The sequence below is a fragment of the Aquabacterium sp. genome (assembly GCF_049274795.1).
GTDB lineage: Bacteria > Pseudomonadota > Gammaproteobacteria > Burkholderiales > Burkholderiaceae_C > Aquabacterium.
Genome location: NZ_JBASTH010000122.1, coordinates 36283 through 54635, shown reverse-complemented (window position 1 = coordinate 54635; position 18353 = coordinate 36283). Strand labels below are relative to the sequence as shown.

Sequence of the window (18353 nt, the reverse complement as noted above, 5' to 3'; positions counted from 1 at the left end):
CCGCATCGGACCGAGATGAGCTCCACCCCTGACCATGCGCCCCAGCCGGCGGCGCCCAAGTCCCACTTCAATCTGTCCCGCTGGGCGCTGCAGCACGCCCCGCTCACGCGCTACCTGATGGTGGCGCTGATGCTGCTGGGCCTGGCCGCCTTCTTCCAGCTCGGCCAGGACGAAGACCCTCCCTTCACCTTCCGCATCATGGTCGTGCGGGCCTACCTGCCGGGCGCCTCGGCCGAGGTCATGGCCGACCAGGTCACCGACAAGATCGAGAAGACGCTGCAGGAAGTGCCGCACGTCGACAAGATCCGCTCCTACAGCAAGCCGGGTGAGACGTACACGCTGCTGCTGATCAAGGATTCGACCCCGCCCAAGGAGGTGGCCGACATCTGGTACCAGACGCGCAAGAAGGTCGGCGACATGCGCGGCACCTTGCCGCAGGGCGTGATCGGCCCCTTCTTCAACGACGAGTTCGGCGATGTCTACGGCTCGATCTACGCCCTGTCGGCCGACGGCTTCAGCGACGAAGAACTGCGCCAGTACGCCGAGAAGGCACGCGGCAGCTTCCTGCACGTGCCCGATGTGGCCAAGGTCGAGATGTTCGGCGTGCAGCCCGAGAAGGTCTTCGTCGAGGTGCCGCAGTTCAAGCTGGCGCAGATGGGCATCGACCTGTCCTACGTGATCAACCAGCTCAATGCCCAGAACGGCATCGAGGGGGCCGGCGTCTACTCCGGCGAGAGCAGCACGGTGCAGATGCGCGTCACGGGTGCGTTCGGCACCATCGAGCAGATCCGCGCGATGCCGCTGCGCGTGGCCAACCCGGCCACCGGCCAGTTCCGCACTGTGCGCCTGGGCGACATCGCCACCGTGCGCCGTGCCTACGAGAACCCGCCCGTTACCAAGGTGCGCCACAACGGCAAGGAAGTGCTCGCCCTGGGCATCTCCATGGCCAAGGGCGGCGACATCATCGCGCTGGGCAAGCGTCTCACGCAGACCGCCAACGAGATCCGCTCCGACCTGCCCGTGGGCATCGAGATGGAGCAGGTGCAGAACCAGCCCGAGGCCGTGTCCCATTCGGTGGGCGAGTTCCTGCGCGTGCTGGTCGAGGCCGTCGTGGTCGTGCTGGGCGTGAGCTTCGTCAGCCTGGGGTTGCACACGCGGCCGTGGCGCCTGGACATCTGGCCCGGCATGGTGGTGGCCATCACCATCCCGCTGGTGCTAGCGCTGACCTTCCTGGTCATGTACTTCTGGGGCGTGGGCCTGCACAAGATATCGCTGGGTGCGCTCATCATCGCGCTGGGCCTGCTGGTGGACGACGCCATCATCGCCGTGGAGATGATGGTGCACAAGCTGGAGGAGGGCTACGACAAGATGGCCGCCGCCACCGCCGCCTACGACATCACAGCCATGCCCATGCTCACGGGCACGCTGATCACGGCGGTGGGCTTCCTGCCCATCGGCATGGCCAAGTCGGCCGTGGGCGAGTACACCTTCGCCATCTTCGCCGTCACGGCCGCGGCGCTGCTGATCTCGTGGATCGTGTCCGTCTACTTCGTGCCCTACCTGGGCCAATGGCTGCTCAAGACCAAGCGCAAGGTGTCCGAAGGCGGCACGGCGCTGGATCTGTACGACACGCCGTTCTACCGCCGCTTCAAGCGCACGGTGAGCTGGTGCGTGGAGCACCGCTGGCTCACCATCGCGCTGACCATCGGGGCGCTGGTGCTGGGCGTGCTGGGCATGGGCAAGGTGCAGCAGCAGTTCTTCCCTGATTCCAGCCGCCCTGAGCTGCTGGTGGACCTGTGGCTGCCCGAAGGCAGCAGCTTCGAGGCCACCGAGCGCGTGGCCAAGCGTTTCGAGGCCCGCCTGCTCAAGGAAGACGACGTGAAGATGGTCAGTGCCTGGGTGGGCGCCGGCGTGCCGCGCTTCTACCTGCCGCTGGACCAGATCTTCCCGCAGAGCAACGTCACGCAGATGATCGTGATGCCCAAGGACGCGCCGGCCCGAGAGCGCCTGCGCCACCGCCTGCCTGACCTGGTCGCCGAAGAGTTTCCAGAAGCCCGCGCCCGCGTCAAGCTGCTGCCCAACGGCCCGCCCGTGGCCTACCCGGTGCAGTTCCGCATCGTGGGCGATGACATCAACGAGCTGCGCAAGTGGGCCGACCAGGCCAAGGCCCTGATGGCTGCCCGCGCCGACATGCGCGGCATCAACGACAACTGGAACGAGTACGTCAAGGCCGTGCGCCTGGAAGTCGATCAGGCCAAGGCCCGTGCGCTGGGCGTGACCACCCAGTCCATCGCCCAGGCCAGCCGCGTGCTGACGTCGGGCGCCATCGTCGGCCAGTACCGCGAAAGCGATCGCCTGGTCGACATCGTGCTGCGCTCGCCGCAGTCCGAGCGCGTCACCCTGGGCGCGCTGGACAACGCCTACGTGCCCACCGCCTCGGGCCGCATGGTGCCGGTGCTGCAGGTGGCCAAGCCCAAGCTGGTGTGGGAGCCGGGCGTGATCTGGCGCGAAGGCCGCCGCTACGCCATCACCGTGCAGGGCGATGTGATCGACGGCGTGCAGGGCCCCACCGTGAGCACCGCGCTGTGGCCCCAGATGCAGGAACTGCAGCGCAAGATGCCCACCGGCTACCGCGTGGAGCTCTCCGGCACCGCCGAGGAAAGCTCCAAGGGCCAGGGCTCCATCTTCGCCAACCTGCCCGTGATGCTGTTCATCACCTTCACCTTGCTGATGCTGCAACTGCACAGCTTCTCGCGCTCGATGCTGGTGTTCCTGACCGGGCCCATGGGCATCGCGGGCGTGGCGGCGGCGCTGCTGATCTTCAATCGCCCCTTCGGCTTCGTGGCGCTGCTGGGCGTGGTGGCCCTGATGGGGATGATCATGCGCAACTCCGTGATCCTGATCGACCAGATCGAATCCGACCGTGCGCATGGCGTGCCCACCTGGGATGCCATCGTCGGCGCGGCCGCGCGGCGCTTCCGCCCCATCGTGCTGACGGCTGCCGCTGCCGTGCTGGCCATGATCCCGCTGAGCCGCAGCGAGTTCTGGGGCCCGATGGCCGTGGCCATCATGGGCGGGCTGATCGTGGCCACGGCGCTCACCCTGCTGGCGCTGCCCGCAATGTACGCCGCCTGGTTCCGCGTCAAACGCCCCGAAGACGAGGCCAAAACCCCGGCGCCGGCGCATTGAGGCATCACCCTGGTCGCGGTGGGTCAAAACGACCCCCGCGGCGCGGTAGAATCCCGGGTTCAGACCGAATCCGACCCGCGAGGGTTACGCCGGTCGTCCCGCGCGGGTGGCGAAATTGGTAGACGCACCAGGTTTAGGTCCTGACGCCAGCAATGGTGTGGGGGTTCGAGTCCCCCCCCGCGCACCAGACGACCGTTCAATTGCCAACATTTCTTAAGTGAGTTTCAACATGGCTGTCACCGTGGAGACCCTGGACAAGCTCGAGCGCCGCATCACGCTGTCGCTGCCTGCCGAAGTCCTCAAGAACGAAGTCGACGCCCGTCTCAAGAAGCTGGCGCGTACCGTCAAGGCTGACGGCTTCCGCCCCGGCAAGGTGCCGATGAACGTGGTGGCCCAGCGCTATGGCTACTCCGTCCAGTACGAAGTCATGAACGACAAGCTGGGCGAGGCCTTCTCCCAGGCTGCCGCCGAAGCCAAGCTGCGCGTCGCCGGTCAGCCCCGCATTTCCGAGAAGGAAGGCGACGCCCCCGAAGGCCAGGTGCAGTTCGACGCCACCTTCGAGGTCTACCCTGAAGTCACCGTCGGTGACCTGTCGGCCGTCGAGATCGAGCGTGTCAACGCCGAAGTGAACGACGCCGCCATCGACCGCACCGTCGAGATCCTGCGCAAGCAGCGCCGCACCTTCAACCAGCGCCCCGCCGCTGAAGGCGCCGCCGACGGCGACCGCGTCACCATCGACTTCGAAGGCAAGATCGACGGCGTGCCCTTCGAGGGCGGCAAGGCCGAAGGCTTCCAGTTCCTGGTCGGCGAGGGCCAGATGCTCGAAGCGTTCGAAAAGGCCGTGCGCGGCATGAAGGCCGGCGAATCCAAGACCTTCCCGTTGCAGTTCCCCGAGGACTACCACGGCAAGGACGTGGCCGGCAAGGAAGCCGACTTCCTGGTGACCCTGAACAAGGTCGAAGCCCAGAACCTGCCCGAAGTGAACGAAGGGTTCATCAAGACCCTGGGCCTAGCCGATGGTTCCGTCGAAGCCCTGCGCGCCGACATCCAGAAGAACCTGGCCCGTGAGGTCAAGTTCCGCGTGGCTGCCCGCAACAAGGCTGCCGCCCTGGACGCCGTGCTGAAGGTTGCCGAGTTCGACGTGCCCAAGGCACTGGTCGAAGCCGAAGGCGAGCGCCTGGTCGAGAACGCCCGCAATGACCTGAAGCAGCGTGGCATCAAGGACGCCGACAAGGCCCCGATCCCTGCTGAAATGTTCGCGCCCCAGGCCGAGCGCCGCGTGCGCCTGGGCCTGATCGTGGGCGAGTTGGTCAAGGCCAACAGCCTGCAGGCCAAGCCCGAGCAGTTGCAAGAGCACATTCAAGAGTTGGCCCAAAGCTACGAGCAGCCCGCCCAAGTGGTGGCCTGGTACATGAGCGACCGCCAGCGCATGGCCGAGGTCGAGGCCGTGGTGATCGAAGCCAACGTGACCGACTTCATCCTGGGCAAGGGCAAGATCGTCGACAAGACCGTCAGCTTCGAAGAGCTGATGGGCCAGGCCGGCCAGGCCTGATCGTCGCGATCGGCTGCCGGCTTGCCGGCGGCCATCCCGCCAAGCACCCCCTGTGGGTGCTTTTTCTTTGTCCGGCGTTCTTTGTCCGGGAGAACCAACCCGATTCGGGTTGTCTACGGGCTGCAACGCAGCGGAAAGGCCACAGCCGGGGGCGGCGTGCTTTTTCTCGGGGTGGTCACGACCCCGGCCAGCGTGATAATGAATTCATCACATTGAAAAAACGGCCTGATGCCCTCATGTGGGCCGTTCGTCTCACTTTCATCCCTTCCGAGGACTTCATGAGCGCACTGGATACGCAAAATTTGGGCCTGGTGCCCATGGTCATCGAGCAGTCCGGCCGCGGCGAACGCGCCTATGACATCTACAGCCGCCTGCTGCGCGAGCGCGTGGTGTTTCTGGTAGGTCCGGTTAACGATCAGTCGGCCAACCTGGTGGTCGCCCAACTGCTGTTTTTGGAAAGTGAAAATCCCGACAAGGACATTTCGCTCTACATCAACTCGCCGGGCGGCAGCGTGAGCGCCGGCATGTCGATCTTCGACACCATGCAGTTCATCAAGCCCGACGTGTCCACCCTGTGCATGGGCATGGCCGCGTCCATGGGCGCCTTCCTGCTGGCGGCTGGCGCCAAGGGCAAGCGTTTTGCGCTGCCCAACTCCAAGATCATGATCCACCAACCGCTGGGCGGCACCCAGGGTCAGGCCACGGACATCGAGATCCACGCCCGCGAGATCCTGAAAACCCGCGAGCAGCTCAACCGCATCCTGTCCGAGCGCACGGGCCAGCCGCTGGAGAAAATCCAGGCTGACACCGAGCGCGATTACTACATGTCCGCTGACGAATCAGCCACTTACGGCCTGATCGACAAGGTCATCGACAAGCGCGCCTGAGGTCAGGCGCAGGGGCGCTGGGGCGGAAAAGCCACACCAATCCCCTGCACTTTGCCCCGGGAACCCCTCCCGGGTTTGACTTATCATCACTTTCACGTTGCCAGCAACCCTCAAGGCTGACCACCATGCCCGAGAAAAAAGGCTCTTCCAGCGAAAAAATCCTGTACTGCTCCTTCTGCGGTAAGAGCCAGCACGAGGTCAAGAAGCTCATCGCCGGCCCGTCGGTCTTCATCTGCGACGAGTGCATCGAGCTGTGCAACGACATCATCCGTGACGAGGTAGCCGCCGAGGCCGAGGCCGTTGGCAAGCCCGTCCGCAGCGACCTGCCCACGCCCGCCGAGATCAAGGACAGCCTGGACCAGTACGTCATCGGCCAGGACGCTGCCAAGCGCACCCTGTCTGTGGCTGTGTACAACCACTACAAGCGCCTCAAGCACATGGGCGTGGGTGGCAGTGAGGGCAAGAAGCCCGACATCGAACTGGCCAAGAGCAACATCCTGCTGATCGGCCCGACCGGCTCCGGCAAGACGCTGCTGGCCCAGACGCTCGCCCGCCTGCTGAACGTGCCCTTCGTGATCGCCGATGCCACCACGCTGACCGAAGCCGGCTACGTGGGCGAAGACGTCGAAAACATCATCCAGAAGCTGCTGCAGAACTGCAACTACGAGGTCGAGAAGGCCCAGCGCGGCATCGTCTACATCGACGAAATCGACAAGATCTCGCGCAAGTCCGACAACCCGTCCATCACCCGCGATGTGTCGGGCGAGGGCGTGCAGCAGGCCCTGCTGAAGCTGGTCGAAGGCACCATGGCCTCCGTGCCCCCGCAAGGCGGCCGCAAGCACCCCAATCAAGACTTTTTGCAGATCGACACGACCAACATCCTGTTCATCTGCGGCGGCGCCTTCGATGGCCTGGAAAAGGTCATCCAGAACCGTTCGGTCAAGTCCGGCATCGGCTTCTCTGCCTCGGTGCAGAGCAAGGACGAGCGCAAGGTCAGCGAGGTCTTCCGCGAGGTCGAGCCCGAGGACATCATCAAGTTCGGCCTGATCCCCGAACTGGTCGGCCGCCTGCCCGTGGTCGCCACCCTGGGCGAGCTGACCGAAGACGCGCTGGTGCAGATCCTGACCGAACCGAAGAACGCGCTGGTCAAGCAGTACCAGCAGCTCTTCGCCATGGACAACGTCGAGTTGGAGATCCGCCCGGCCGCGTTGAACGCGATTGCCCGCAAGGCCCTCGCACGCAAAACTGGTGCGCGTGGCCTGCGTTCCATCGTCGAGCAATCCCTGCTCGACACCATGTTCGAATTGCCCACCATGGAAGGGGTGCAAAAAGTCGTGCTCGACGAGCCGACCATCGAGGAGCAGGCTAAACCCCTGCTCGTCTACCGCGACAAGGCCAAGGCTAGCGCCTGAAACCTGTTTCGGGGCCCTTGTGTTCCGGCACCCGGGCCCCCACGTAGCTGCTAGAAAGTGAGGCCATCATGTCAGGACATCCGATCCTTCCCCCTGAACCGCTGACACTCCCGCTGCTTCCTCTGCGGGACGTCGTGGTCTTCCCCCACATGGTCATCCCCCTCTTCGTGGGGCGCCCGAAGTCGATCAAGGCTTTGGAGCTGGCCATGGAAGCAGGCCGTCAGATCATGCTCGTGGCCCAGAAGGCCGCCGGCAAGGACGAGCCCAAGGCCGACGACATGTTCGAGGTGGGTTGCGTCTCCAGCATCCTGCAAATGCTCAAGCTGCCCGACGGCACGATGAAGGTGCTGGTTGAAGGCGTGCAGCGCGCCCGCACGACGGGCATCAACGACCTGGGTGACCATTTCACGGCCGACATCGTGCCCGTGGAGCCCGAAACCACGTATTCCGCTGAAGTCGAAGCCCTGCGCCGCGCCGTGACGCAGCAGTTCGACCAGTACGTCAAGCTCAACAAGAAGATCCCGCCGGAGATCCTCACCTCCATCTCGGGCATCGACGATGCTGGCCGTCTGGCCGACACCATCGCCGCGCACCTGCCGCTCAAGCTGGAAAGCAAGCAGTCGGTGCTGGACCTGTTCGCCGCCTCGCAGCGCCTCGAGAAGCTGCTGGAGCAGCTCGAGCACGAGGTCGACATCCTGCAGGTCGAGAAGCGCATCCGTGGCCGCGTCAAGCGCCAGATGGAGAAATCGCAGCGCGAGTACTACCTCAACGAGCAAGTCAAGGCCATCCAGAAGGAGCTCGGCGAGGGTGAAGAGGGCGCCGACCTCGAAGAGATCGCCAAGAAGATCGAGACTGCGCGCATGCCCAAGGAGGCACGCAAGAAGGCCGATGCCGAGCTCAAGAAGCTGCGCCTGATGTCGCCCATGTCGGCCGAGGCCACCGTGGTGCGCAACTACATCGACACCCTGGTCGGCCTGCCCTGGAGCAAGAAGACCAAGATCAAGCACGACCTGTCGCATGCCGAAGGCGTGCTGAACGAAGACCACTACGGTCTGGACAAGGTCAAGGAACGCATCCTCGAATATCTTGCCGTGCAGCAACGCGTGGACAAGGTCAAGGCGCCCATCCTGTGCTTGGTCGGCCCTCCTGGCGTCGGCAAGACCTCGCTGGGTCAGTCCATCGCCCGTGCCACCGGACGCAAGTTCGTGCGCATGGCCCTGGGCGGCGTGCGCGACGAGGCCGAGATCCGTGGCCACCGCCGCACCTACATCGGCTCGATGCCGGGCAAGGTGCTGCAGAGCCTGTCCAAGGTCGGCACGCGCAACCCGCTGTTCCTGCTTGACGAGATCGACAAGCTGGGCATGGACTTCCGTGGCGACCCTTCGTCGGCGCTGCTGGAAGTGCTCGATCCCGAGCAGAACCACACCTTCGGTGACCACTACATCGAGGTCGATTTCGACCTGTCCGATGTGATGTTCGTGGCCACGTCGAACTCGCTGAACATCCCGCCGGCCTTGCTGGACCGGATGGAAGTGATCCGCCTGGCCGGCTACACCGAAGACGAGAAGGTCAACATCGTCCAGACCTACCTGCTGCCCAAGCAACTGAAGAACAACGGCGTCAAGGATGAAGAGCTGGAAGTCACCGAAGCGGCCATCCGCGGCGTGATCCGCTACTACACCCGTGAAGCCGGCGTGCGCTCGCTGGAACGCGAGGTCTCCAAGATCTGCCGCAAGGTGGTCAAGGGCATCGCGCTCAAGCAGTACACCGGCAAGGTGGTCGTGACGGAAGAAAACCTCAACGACTTCCTGGGCGTGCGCAAGTACAGCTACGGCGAGGCGACCAAGGAAAACCAGGTCGGCCAGGTCGTGGGCCTGGCGTGGACGGAAGTGGGCGGCGATCTGCTGACCATCGAAGCCGCGATCATGCCCGGCAAGGGCAACATCATCCGCACCGGCCAGCTGGGCGACGTGATGAAGGAATCGGTCGAGGCGGCCCGCTCGGTGGTGCGTTCACGCGCCCGCCGCCTGGGCATCACGGACGATCTGTTCGAGAAGCGCGACATCCACATCCACGTGCCTGACGGCGCAACGCCCAAGGACGGCCCCAGCGCGGGCATCGCCATGACGACGGCCTTCGTGTCGGCGCTCACCGGCATCCCTGTGCGGGCGGATGTGGCCATGACGGGCGAGATCACGCTGCGAGGCGAGGTCACGGCCATCGGTGGTCTGAAGGAGAAGTTGCTGGCGGCTCACCGCGGTGGCATCAAGACGGTGCTGATCCCGGAAGAGAACGTCAAGGACTTGGCCGAGATTCCCGAGAACGTGAAGAGCCAGATCGAGATCGTGCCGGTCAAGTGGATCGACAAGGTGCTGGAAGTGGCCCTGGAGCGCGAGCCCCAGGCCCTGCCGGACGAAGAGGCCAAGCCTGTGGACGGCAAGGTGGTGGAAGCCGCCAAGCCCGATGCAGCGCCCGGCGGCTCGAACGACTTGATGAAGCACTGATTTTTTCGCAACAAACGAAGGCCTGGGTCAGAAATCGCGTAAAACCGATGTATAGTTCAGTTCTTCGCTGAACGCGACACCAGGAGCGGTCAACGGCAAAAAGCCTCAAGCTTGATGTCAGCGAATATGCGGGATTAGCTCAGTTGGTAGAGCGATACCTTGCCAAGGTATAGGTCGAGAGTTCGAGCCTCTTATCCCGCTCCAAACGCTTAAAAGCCCTGTGCACACGCACAGGGCTTTTTTCATTCCGTCTCACATTCGGGTGGGCCTCATGTGCGGGGCAGGGCTGTGGTTTTGTCGTCCCTTGCCGCCGGCCAGCATCCTTGCGCCAAGGCGGGATGTCGAAATCTGGGCCATAATCCGGCCTGCCTGAGGCGCGGTAGCAAAGCGGTTATGCACCGGATTGCAAATCCGTGTAGGTCGGTTCGACTCCGGCCCGCGCCTCCATCTTTCAAGGAAGCAACCGTAAGGAATGGGAAAGGCACTGATGGTTATGACACCGCGAACTTCGACCACCCCCTTCACCTCGACCGAGGTCTAGTCGGCTGGCCGCTGCTTTCGTACTCTCTCATCTCCATCCCATCAGAAAGCGCGGCGCCCACCGCGCTTTTTTGTTGTCTGCGCGCTCTGCCAACCCCTATCCAAGAGCTTGAACACCATGATTTCGATCCAACTGCCTGACGGCTCCAAAAGAGAATTTCCGGGGCCCGTGACCGTGGCCGATGTGGCCGCCTCCATCGGTGCGGGCCTGGCCAAGAACACCGTGGCCGGCAAGGTGAATGGCTGCTTGGTCGACGCCAGCGATGTCATCGACCACGATGCCAAGCTTCAGATCATCACGCCCAAGGATCAGGAAGGCGTGGAGATCATCCGTCACTCCTGCGCTCACTTGGTGGGGCATGCCGTCAAGCAGCTCTATCCGACCGCCAAGATGGTGATCGGCCCGGTGATCGAGGATGGCTTCTACTACGACATCTCCTACGAGCGCCCCTTCACGCCAGAGGACGTGGCCGCTATCGAGCAGCGCATGCGCGAGTTGATCGCCAAGGACTACAACGTCATCAAGAAGATGACGCCGCGCGATCAGGTGATCGAGGTGTTCCAGTCGCGTGGCGAGGACTACAAGCTGCGCCTGGTGGCGGACATGCCAGATGAGAAAGCCATGGGCCTGTACTACCACGAGGAATACGTGGACATGTGCCGTGGCCCGCACGTGCCTAACACGCGCTTCCTGAAGGTCTTCAAGCTGACCAAGCTGGCGGGTGCCTACTGGCGCGGTGATGCCAAGAACGAGCAGCTGCAGCGCATCTACGGCACGGCCTGGGCCGACAAGAAGGACCTGGAGGCCTACATCACGCGCATCGAGGAAGCCGAGAAGCGTGACCACCGCCGCCTGGGCCGCGAGCTGGACCTGTTCCACATCGACGAGCATGCGCCCGGCGTGGTGTTCTGGCACCCCAAGGGCTGGACGGTGTGGCAGGCGGTCGAGCAGTACATGCGCGCGGTGTACCGCGACAACGGCTACCAAGAGGTCAAGGGCCCGCAGATCATCGACAAGACGCTGTGGGAAAAGACTGGTCACTGGGACAAGTACCGCGAGAACATGTTCACGACGGAATCGGAAAAGCGCGACTATGCGCTCAAGCCGATGAATTGCCCTGGCCACATCCTGATCTTCAACCAGGGCATCAAGAGCTACCGCGACCTGCCCATCCGCTACGGCGAGTTCGGCCAGTGCCACCGCAACGAGCCCACCGGCGGCCTGCACGGCATCATGCGCGTGCGCGGCTTCACGCAGGATGACGGCCACGTCTTCTGTACCGAAGACCAGATCCTGCAGGAGTGCGTGGACTTCACGGCGCTGCTGCAGAAGGTCTATGCCGACTTCGGCTTCACCGACATCATCTACAAGGTGGCCACGCGCCCCGAGAAGCGCATCGGCTCCGACGAGGTGTGGGACAAGGCCGAGCAGGCCCTGATGGAAAGCTTGCACGCCACCAACAGCGAGTTCACGATCGCCCCGGGCGATGGCGCCTTCTACGGCCCCAAGATCGAGTACACGCTGAAGGACGCGCTGGGACGCCACTGGCAGTGCGGCACCATCCAGGTCGATTTCTCGATGCCGGAGCGCCTGGGTGCCGAGTACGTGACCGAAACCAGCGATCGCAAGCACCCCGTGATGCTGCACCGCGCGATCCTGGGCAGCCTGGAGCGTTTCATCGGCATCCTGATCGAGCAGCACGCCGGTGCCTTGCCGGTTTGGCTGGCGCCGGTGCAGGTGGTGGTGCTCAATATCACCGAGGCGCAGGATGACTACGCACAAGATATTGTCAAATCACTGCAGAAACAAGGAATTAGAGTCCGGCTGGATTTGCGAAACGAGAAAATTAACTATAAAATCCGCGAGCATTCGTTGCAGAAGGTGCCGTACTTCGTCGTTGTCGGTGACAAGGAGAAGGCTGATGGCACCGTCGCCGTGCGCGCCCGGGGTAACCAGAACCTCGGTGTGATGTCACTGGATGACTTCTCCCAGAAGATCTCTCAAGACATCGCCAGCAAGGCCTGAGGCGGGAGCGTGCTTTGCCCGTGCCGTTAGGGCATGAGCACGCTGCCAGCCGGCGTTGCCTGGGTGCGTGAACATTGTTAACTGGTGCGGTTGCCGTCGGGCAGCCGTGGCCTGAAGGAATTTGACATCGCTAACTTCTTTGACCGCCGTACGCGCAATGATGAGCGCAAGCATCGGCTGAACCGTGAGATCACTGCTCCTGAAGTCCGCCTGAACGGCGTGGAGAACGAGCCCCTTGGCATCGTCAGCACCCAGGATGCCCTGCGCATGGCGGGTGAGGCTGACGTGGACCTGGTCGAGATCGCTGCCACGGCGGATCCTCCTGTCTGCCGCCTGATGGACTACGGCAAGTTCAAGTACCAGGAGCAGAAGAAGGCGCACGACGCCAAGCAGAAGCAGAAGGTCATCGAAGTCAAGGAAGTCAAATTCCGTCCCGGCACGGACGAAGGTGACTACCAGATCAAGCTGCGCAACCTGCGCCGCTTCCTGGAAGATGGCGACAAGGGCAAGGTCACGCTGCGTTTCCGCGGCCGTGAAATCACCCACCAGGAACTGGGCATGCGCCTGCTCGAGCGTGTGCGTGACGACCTGACCGATGTCTCCGTCGTCGAGAACATGCCCAAGCTGGAAGGGCGCCAGATGATCATGGTGCTCGGCCCGAAGAAGAAAAAGTGATGCACAGACGGCCTCGGCCGTCGTAGAATGCGAGCTTCGCCCGGATTTTGTCTGGGCGAGCAGCAGCCGGGCAGGTGGTTTGGTCACCGCTTGCCACGGGACAAGTGCTGGATCAGCACTTGATAAGTTCCTGGGGGCCATCAAGACGCGAAGCAGTTTCGCGGCGCCTGGCAGGAACAACGTAAAAGGAGCAGAATATGCCCAAAATGAAGACCAAGAGCAGCGCGAAGAAGCGTTTTCGCGTGCGTCCGGGTGGTACCGTCAAGCGCGGTCACGCCTTCAAGCGCCACATCCTGACCAAGAAGTCCACGAAGACCAAGCGCCAACTGCGCGGCGTCGCCAACGTGCACGAGACCAACCTGGGCCACGTCGCCCAGATGCTGCCTTTCGCTGGCCTGTAATCGGCTACTGCGAATCGCAACAAACGTCTCGAATTTCTGGTTTTAGGTATCAACGCCGAAGGAGTCATCCATGCCTCGCGTCAAACGTGGTGTAACAGCCCGCGCTCGTCACAAGAAAGTTCTCGCCCTGGCCAAGGGTTTCCGTGGTCGCCGCAAGAACGTCTATCGCATCGCCAAACAGGCGGTCATGAAGGCAGGCCAATACGCCTACCGTGACCGCCGTGCCAAGAAGCGCGAATTCCGCCGCCTGTGGATCGCTCGTATCAATGCCGGTAGCCGTGCACTGGGCCTGACTTACAGCAAGCTCATCGCCGGTATCAAGAAGGCGTCGATCGAGATCGACCGCAAGGTGCTGGCTGACCTCGCCGTCAACGACCCCGCTGCTTTTGCCAGCATCGTTGAAAAGGCCAAGGCTCAACTGGCTGCTTGATTTTTTCAAGCGGGCAGCAAAAGATGCTGCTCCGGCCCACGCCGGCCGAGGCTCACCCCTCGGACGGCCAGGCCGGTGACTCAAAGGCCAACGGTTCGTTGGCCTTTTTTTTCGACACAAGACCATGAACGACCAGCCAAGCGACCTGCAGGCCCTGGTGCAATCGGCCCAGGAAGCTTTCGCCGCCGCCCTCACGCCCGCCGACCTCGAAAACGCCAAGGCGCGTTTTCTGGGCAAGTCCGGCAGCGTGACCGATCTGCTCAAGGGCATGGGTGCCCTGAGCCCCGAAGAGAAGAAGACCCGGGGCGCGGCCATCAACCAGGCCAAGCAGTTGGTGGAAGCGGCGCTGACCGCCCGTCGCCAGGGTTTGGCCGATGCCGAACTGGCGCAGCAACTGCAGGCCGAGAAGCTGGACGTGACTTTGCCCGGCCGCCGCCGTGGCGAGGGCGGATTGCATCCGGTGTCGCTCAGCATTGAGCGCATCGAGGGCATCTTCGGCTCCATGGGTTTCGACGTGGCCGATGGCCCCGAGATCGAAGCCGACTGGTTCAACTTCACCGCACTGAACACGCCGGAAGACCACCCCGCGCGTTCGATGCACGACACCTTTTACGTCGAAGGCGGCCACCTGTTGCGCACGCACACCAGCCCGATGCAGGTGCGCTACGCCGTGCAGCACGTGAAGGCTCATGCCGACCTGATCGCCAAGGGCGAGCGCATGCCCGAGATCCGCGTGATCGCGCCGGGCCGCACCTACCGTGTCGACAGCGATGCGACGCACTCGCCGATGTTCCACCAGTGCGAAGGCCTGTGGATCGGTGAGTCGGTGAGCTTCGCCGACCTGAAGGCCGTGCTGGGCGATTTCTTCAGCACCTTCTTCGAGACGGACGATCTGGACATCCGTTTCCGCCCCTCGTTCTTCCCGTTCACCGAGCCCTCGGCCGAGGTGGACATCGCTTTCGCGAGCGGCCCGCTGAAAGGCCGCTGGCTGGAAGTGGGCGGGGCAGGGCAGGTGCACCCGAACGTGGTGCGCAACTTCGGGCTGGACCCGGAGCAGTACATCGGCTTCGCCTTCGGCCTGGGGCCGGATCGCCTCACCATGCTGCGGTATGGCGTGAACGATCTGCGCCTGTTCTATGAAGGTGACCTGCGCTTCCTGCAGCAGTTTCAGTGAGTGAGTTCCGATCGCCATACCCCAGCGATCGGCCCAACAGTCTGACCAGAGAACAAGCCATGAGCACCACCAACATCCGCGCCTGGGCCGCCCAGGAAGCCGCCAAGCCCCTGGTGAACTTCGAGTACGACCCGGGCCCGCTGGGCGTCGAAGAGGTCGAGATCCGTGTCGAGCACAGCGGGCTGTGCCATTCCGATCTGTCCGTGATCGACAACGAATGGGGCTCGTCCCGCTATCCCACCGTGGGTGGCCACGAAGTGGTGGGCACGGTGGTGGCACTGGGCCCCAATGCGCGCGGCCTGAGGCTGGGCCAGCGTGTCGGCCTGGGCTGGATGTCCGAATCGTGCATGACCTGCCGCGCCTGCCTCAATGGCGAGCCGCAGCTGTGCCGCGTCAGCCGCCCGACCATCATCGGCCACCACGGCGGTTTCGCCGAGCGCGTGCGTGCGCACTGGCTGTGGGTGTGCCCCATCCCTGAAGGGCTGGATGCGGCCAAGGCCGGGCCGCTGCTGTGCGGCGGCATCACGGTGTTCTCGCCGTTCCTGAATTTCAACATCAAGCCGACGCACCGCGTGGGCGTGGTCGGCATCGGTGGCCTGGGCCACCTGGCGCTGAAGTTCGCGCGGGCCTGGGGCTGCGAGGTTACGGCCTTCACGTCCAGCGATTCCAAGCGCGACGAGGCGCTGAAGCTGGGCGCGCACCAGGTGGTGTCCAGCGTGGACCCGAAGGCCATGAAGCAACTGGCTGGCCGGCTGGACATGGTGCTGGTCACCGTGAACGTGATGCTCAACTGGCGTGCGCTGATGAGCACGCTGGCGCCCAATGGCCGCCTGCACCTGGTGGGCGTGTTGCCGCAGCCGATGGAGGTCGATGCCTTCCCGCTGATCGGTGGGCAACGCAGCGTGTCGGGTTCGCCCACGGGCTCGCGCCAGGACATCGACACCATGCTGGAGTTTGCCGCGCGCCACGGCATCGAGCCGCAGACCGAGCACTTCCCGATGAGCCGCATCAACGATGCGCTGGAACACCTGCGCGCCGGCAAGGCCCGCTACCGCGTGGTGCTGGATGCCGATTTCGCGCCGGCCGCCTGACGCCGCCTGAAGAACCGTTTTTAAGAGATTCCCGAGGATCCCATGCAATTCCCCGAGTCCTGGCTGCGCAGCTTCTGCAACCCCGACCTCGACACCCAGCAACTGGCCAACCTGCTGACCATGGCCGGCCTGGAGGTGGAGGAGCTGGAGCCCGTGGCCCCGCCCTTCACCGGCGTGGTCGTGGCGCAGGTGCTGGAGGTGGCCCGCCACCCCGATGCCGACCGCCTGAACGTCTGCAAGGTGGACGCGGGCACCGGCACGGTGCTGCAGATCGTGTGCGGCGCGCCCAATGTGCGCCCCGGCATCAAGGTGCCTTGCGCCACCGTGGGCGCCGAGCTGCCCCCGGGCGCCGATGGCAAGCCTTTCAAGATCAAGCTGGGCAAGCTGCGTGGTGTGGAGAGCCAGGGCATGCTGTGCTCGGCGCGCGAGCTGGGTGTCTCGGAAGAGTCCAACGGCCTGCACATCTTGGCCGATGACGCGCCCGTGGGCGAGAGCATCCGCACGCACCTCAAGCTGGACGACACGCTGTTCACGCTCAAGCTCACGCCGAACCTGGCACACTGCCTGAGCGTGGCCGGCATCGCCCGCGAAGTGTCGGCACTGACCGGTGCGCCGCTGGTGCTGCCTACCATCGCCCCCGTCAAGCCTTCGATTGACGATGCGCTGAAGGTGTCGGTGCAGGCGCAGGACTTGTGCGGCCGTTTCGGTGGCCGCGTGATCCGTGGCGTGAACCCTCAAGCCGCGACACCTGACTGGATGATCGAGCGCTTGGCCCGTTGCGGCCAGCGCTCCGTGTCCGCCCTGGTCGACATCTCCAACTACGTGATGTTCGAGCTGGGCCAGCCCTCGCATGTGTTCGACCTGGACAAGATCCACGGCGGACTGACGGTGCGCTGGGGCCGCGCCGGTGAAACGCTCAAGCTGCTCAACGGCCAGACCATCACGCTGGACGAGCAGGTCGGCGTGATCGCCGATGACTCGCAGGTCGAATCGCTGGCCGGCATCATGGGTGGCGACGCCACCTCGGTGGGCGACGACACGCGCAACATCTACCTGGAAGCCGCCTTCTGGTGGCCCAAGGCCATCGCCGGCCGCGCACGCCGCTACAACTTCTCGACCGATGCCTCGCACCGCTACGAGCGCGGTGTGGACCCGGCGCCCACGGCCCAGTACCTCGAGCGCATCACGCAGCTGATCCTGGACATCTGCGGCGGCCAGGCCGGCCCGCTGGATGACCAGCATCTGCAACTGCCCGAGCGCAAGCCCGTGACCATGCGCCTGTTGCGTGCCCAGCGCGTGATCGGCATGGACGTGTCGCTGGTCGATTGCCAGACCGTGTTCCATCACTTGGGCCTGCACTACACCACGCAGGCGCTCAAGCACGACACCAACCTGATCGTGAACCCGCCGAGCTGGCGCTTCGACATCCAGATCGAAGAGGACCTGATCGAAGAAGTGGTGCGCGTGATCGGCTTCGACAAGCTGCCCAAGCGTGCGCCCAAGGCCCCGGTGACCAGCCAGGTGCGTCCCGAGCGCCAGCGCGGCCTGTACGCCGTGCGCCGTGCCGTGGCCGCGCGTGGCTACCAAGAGGCGATCACCTTCAGCTTCGTCGAGGAGCGCTGGGAGCGCGAGCTGGCCGGCAATGCCGACCCGATCCGCGTGCTCAACCCGATCGCCAGCCCGCTGGCCGTGATGCGCTCCAGCCTGATCGGCAGCCTGGTCGAGGTGCTGCGCCTGAACCTGTCGCGCAAGGCCGACCGCGTGCGCGTGTTCGAGATCGGTCGTGTGTTCAAGCGCGATGCCTCCGTGCAGGATGGTGATCAGACGGTTGCGGGTTTCGATCAGCCCGTCCGTGTGAGCGGCCTGGCCTATGGCCCCGCTGATGCGGCGCAGTGGGGCACCGCTTCGCGCGCTGTCGATTTCTTCGATGTGAAGGGCGATGTCGAGACCTTGCTGGCGCCGCGTCAGCCGCGTTTTGTGGCCGCCGAGCATCCGGCTTTCCACCCCGGCCGCTGTGCCCGTGTGGAGCTGGACGGCCAGGCCGTCGGTTTCATCGGCGAGTTGCACCCCAAGTGGCGCCAGGCCTATGACCTGCCGCAGGCCCCCGTGCTGTTCGAGCTGGACGCGCAAGCCCTGGCTACCCGCGTCGTGCCCGCCTTCACCAGCGTGCCCAAGATGCAGTCGGTCTACCGCGACCTGGCCCTGGTGGTGAACGACGCCACCACGTACGAGTCGCTGATCGGCGCCATCGTGCAGGCCAAGACCGATGGCCTGGTGCGTGGCGCCCGCCTGTTCGACATCTACAAGCCCAAGACGCCGGTGGCCGGCATCGCCGACAATGAACGCAGCCTCGCCGTGCGCGTGGAACTGCGCGATGATGAGCAGACGCTGACCGACGAACGCATTGAAGCGGCCATGGCCGCGGTGATCGATGCCTTGTCGCAAGGTGTGGGCGCACGCGTGCGTGCCTGA

Annotated in this window: 12 protein-coding genes and 3 tRNA genes; all 15 read left to right on the top strand. The window is 64.2% G+C overall.

Annotated features, from left to right (window positions below; all coding sequences use genetic code 11):
- Positions 1-15 precede the first annotated feature (15 nt).
- The 15 genes from WAQ08_RS21155 to pheT all read left to right on the top strand — a co-directional run bounded on the left by WAQ08_RS21155 (position 16) and on the right by pheT (position 18353).
- Complete coding sequence (locus WAQ08_RS21155; protein ID WP_422194501.1) at positions 16-3189, top strand: efflux RND transporter permease subunit; 3174 nt, start codon at positions 16-18, stop codon at positions 3187-3189.
- Between the two features lie 100 nt (positions 3190-3289).
- Positions 3290-3376 (top strand) — tRNA-Leu (locus tag WAQ08_RS21150).
- A gap of 42 nt (positions 3377-3418) precedes the next feature.
- On the top strand, positions 3419-4741 hold the full coding sequence (gene tig, locus WAQ08_RS21145) for a trigger factor (RefSeq protein ID WP_422194499.1): 1323 nt from the start codon (positions 3419-3421) through the stop codon (positions 4739-4741).
- A gap of 278 nt (positions 4742-5019) precedes the next feature.
- Positions 5020-5628, top strand: coding sequence for an ATP-dependent Clp endopeptidase proteolytic subunit ClpP (gene clpP / locus WAQ08_RS21140; RefSeq protein ID WP_422194497.1), 609 nt, complete (start codon positions 5020-5022; stop codon positions 5626-5628).
- 125 nt (positions 5629-5753) lie between these two features.
- The gene (clpX, locus tag WAQ08_RS21135; RefSeq protein ID WP_422194495.1) at positions 5754-7040 is read left to right on the top strand and encodes an ATP-dependent Clp protease ATP-binding subunit ClpX; all 1287 of its coding nucleotides are present in this window, start codon (positions 5754-5756) and stop codon (positions 7038-7040) included.
- 68 nt (positions 7041-7108) lie between these two features.
- Complete coding sequence (lon, locus tag WAQ08_RS21130; protein ID WP_422194493.1) at positions 7109-9544, top strand: endopeptidase La; 2436 nt, start codon at positions 7109-7111, stop codon at positions 9542-9544.
- Between the two features lie 128 nt (positions 9545-9672).
- Positions 9673-9748: transfer RNA gene (locus WAQ08_RS21125), tRNA-Gly, on the top strand.
- 169 nt (positions 9749-9917) lie between these two features.
- A tRNA-Cys gene (locus tag WAQ08_RS21120) sits at positions 9918-9991 on the top strand.
- Positions 9992-10202: 211 nt separating this feature from the next.
- Complete coding sequence (thrS, locus tag WAQ08_RS21115; RefSeq protein ID WP_422194492.1) at positions 10203-12110, top strand: threonine--tRNA ligase; 1908 nt, start codon at positions 10203-10205, stop codon at positions 12108-12110.
- A 111-nt stretch (positions 12111-12221) separates the two neighbouring features.
- Complete coding sequence (gene infC, locus WAQ08_RS21110; protein WP_422194620.1) at positions 12222-12785, top strand: translation initiation factor IF-3; 564 nt, start codon at positions 12222-12224, stop codon at positions 12783-12785.
- A gap of 197 nt (positions 12786-12982) precedes the next feature.
- Positions 12983-13186, top strand: a complete 204-nt coding sequence (rpmI, locus tag WAQ08_RS21105) for a 50S ribosomal protein L35 (protein WP_422194491.1) — start codon at positions 12983-12985, stop codon at positions 13184-13186.
- A 70-nt stretch (positions 13187-13256) separates the two neighbouring features.
- Positions 13257-13616: a 50S ribosomal protein L20 gene (gene rplT / locus WAQ08_RS21100; RefSeq protein ID WP_125243447.1), complete on the top strand. Its 360-nt coding sequence runs from the start codon at positions 13257-13259 to the stop codon at positions 13614-13616.
- Between the two features lie 124 nt (positions 13617-13740).
- Positions 13741-14790, top strand: a complete 1050-nt coding sequence (locus WAQ08_RS21095; RefSeq protein WP_422194490.1) for a phenylalanine--tRNA ligase subunit alpha — start codon at positions 13741-13743, stop codon at positions 14788-14790.
- Between the two features lie 59 nt (positions 14791-14849).
- Positions 14850-15881 (top strand): NADPH-dependent aldehyde reductase Ahr, encoded by a 1032-nt coding sequence (gene ahr / locus WAQ08_RS21090; RefSeq protein WP_422194488.1) that lies wholly within the window; start codon positions 14850-14852, stop codon positions 15879-15881.
- A 42-nt stretch (positions 15882-15923) separates the two neighbouring features.
- Positions 15924-18353 carry a phenylalanine--tRNA ligase subunit beta gene (gene pheT / locus WAQ08_RS21085; RefSeq protein WP_422194487.1) on the top strand — a complete coding sequence of 810 codons (2430 nt, stop codon included), beginning with the start codon at positions 15924-15926 and terminating at the stop codon, positions 18351-18353.

Excerpts from the sequence above, each read along its gene's own strand:
- clpP (WP_422194497.1), top strand. The coding sequence starts at position 5,020 with ATGAGCGCACTGGATACGCAAAATTTGGGCCTGGTGCCCATGGTCATC.
- WAQ08_RS21095 (WP_422194490.1), top strand. The coding sequence starts at position 13,741 with ATGAACGACCAGCCAAGCGACCTGCAGGCCCTGGTGCAATCGGCCCAG.
- ahr (WP_422194488.1), top strand. The coding sequence starts at position 14,850 with ATGAGCACCACCAACATCCGCGCCTGGGCCGCCCAGGAAGCCGCCAAG.
- WAQ08_RS21155 (WP_422194501.1), top strand. The coding sequence starts at position 16 with ATGAGCTCCACCCCTGACCATGCGCCCCAGCCGGCGGCGCCCAAGTCC.
- rpmI (WP_422194491.1), top strand. The coding sequence starts at position 12,983 with ATGCCCAAAATGAAGACCAAGAGCAGCGCGAAGAAGCGTTTTCGCGTG.
- rplT (WP_125243447.1), top strand. The coding sequence starts at position 13,257 with ATGCCTCGCGTCAAACGTGGTGTAACAGCCCGCGCTCGTCACAAGAAA.
- tig (WP_422194499.1), top strand. The coding sequence starts at position 3,419 with ATGGCTGTCACCGTGGAGACCCTGGACAAGCTCGAGCGCCGCATCACG.
- clpX (WP_422194495.1), top strand. The coding sequence starts at position 5,754 with ATGCCCGAGAAAAAAGGCTCTTCCAGCGAAAAAATCCTGTACTGCTCC.
- lon (WP_422194493.1), top strand. The coding sequence starts at position 7,109 with ATGTCAGGACATCCGATCCTTCCCCCTGAACCGCTGACACTCCCGCTG.
- pheT (WP_422194487.1), top strand. The coding sequence starts at position 15,924 with ATGCAATTCCCCGAGTCCTGGCTGCGCAGCTTCTGCAACCCCGACCTC.
- thrS (WP_422194492.1), top strand. The coding sequence starts at position 10,203 with ATGATTTCGATCCAACTGCCTGACGGCTCCAAAAGAGAATTTCCGGGG.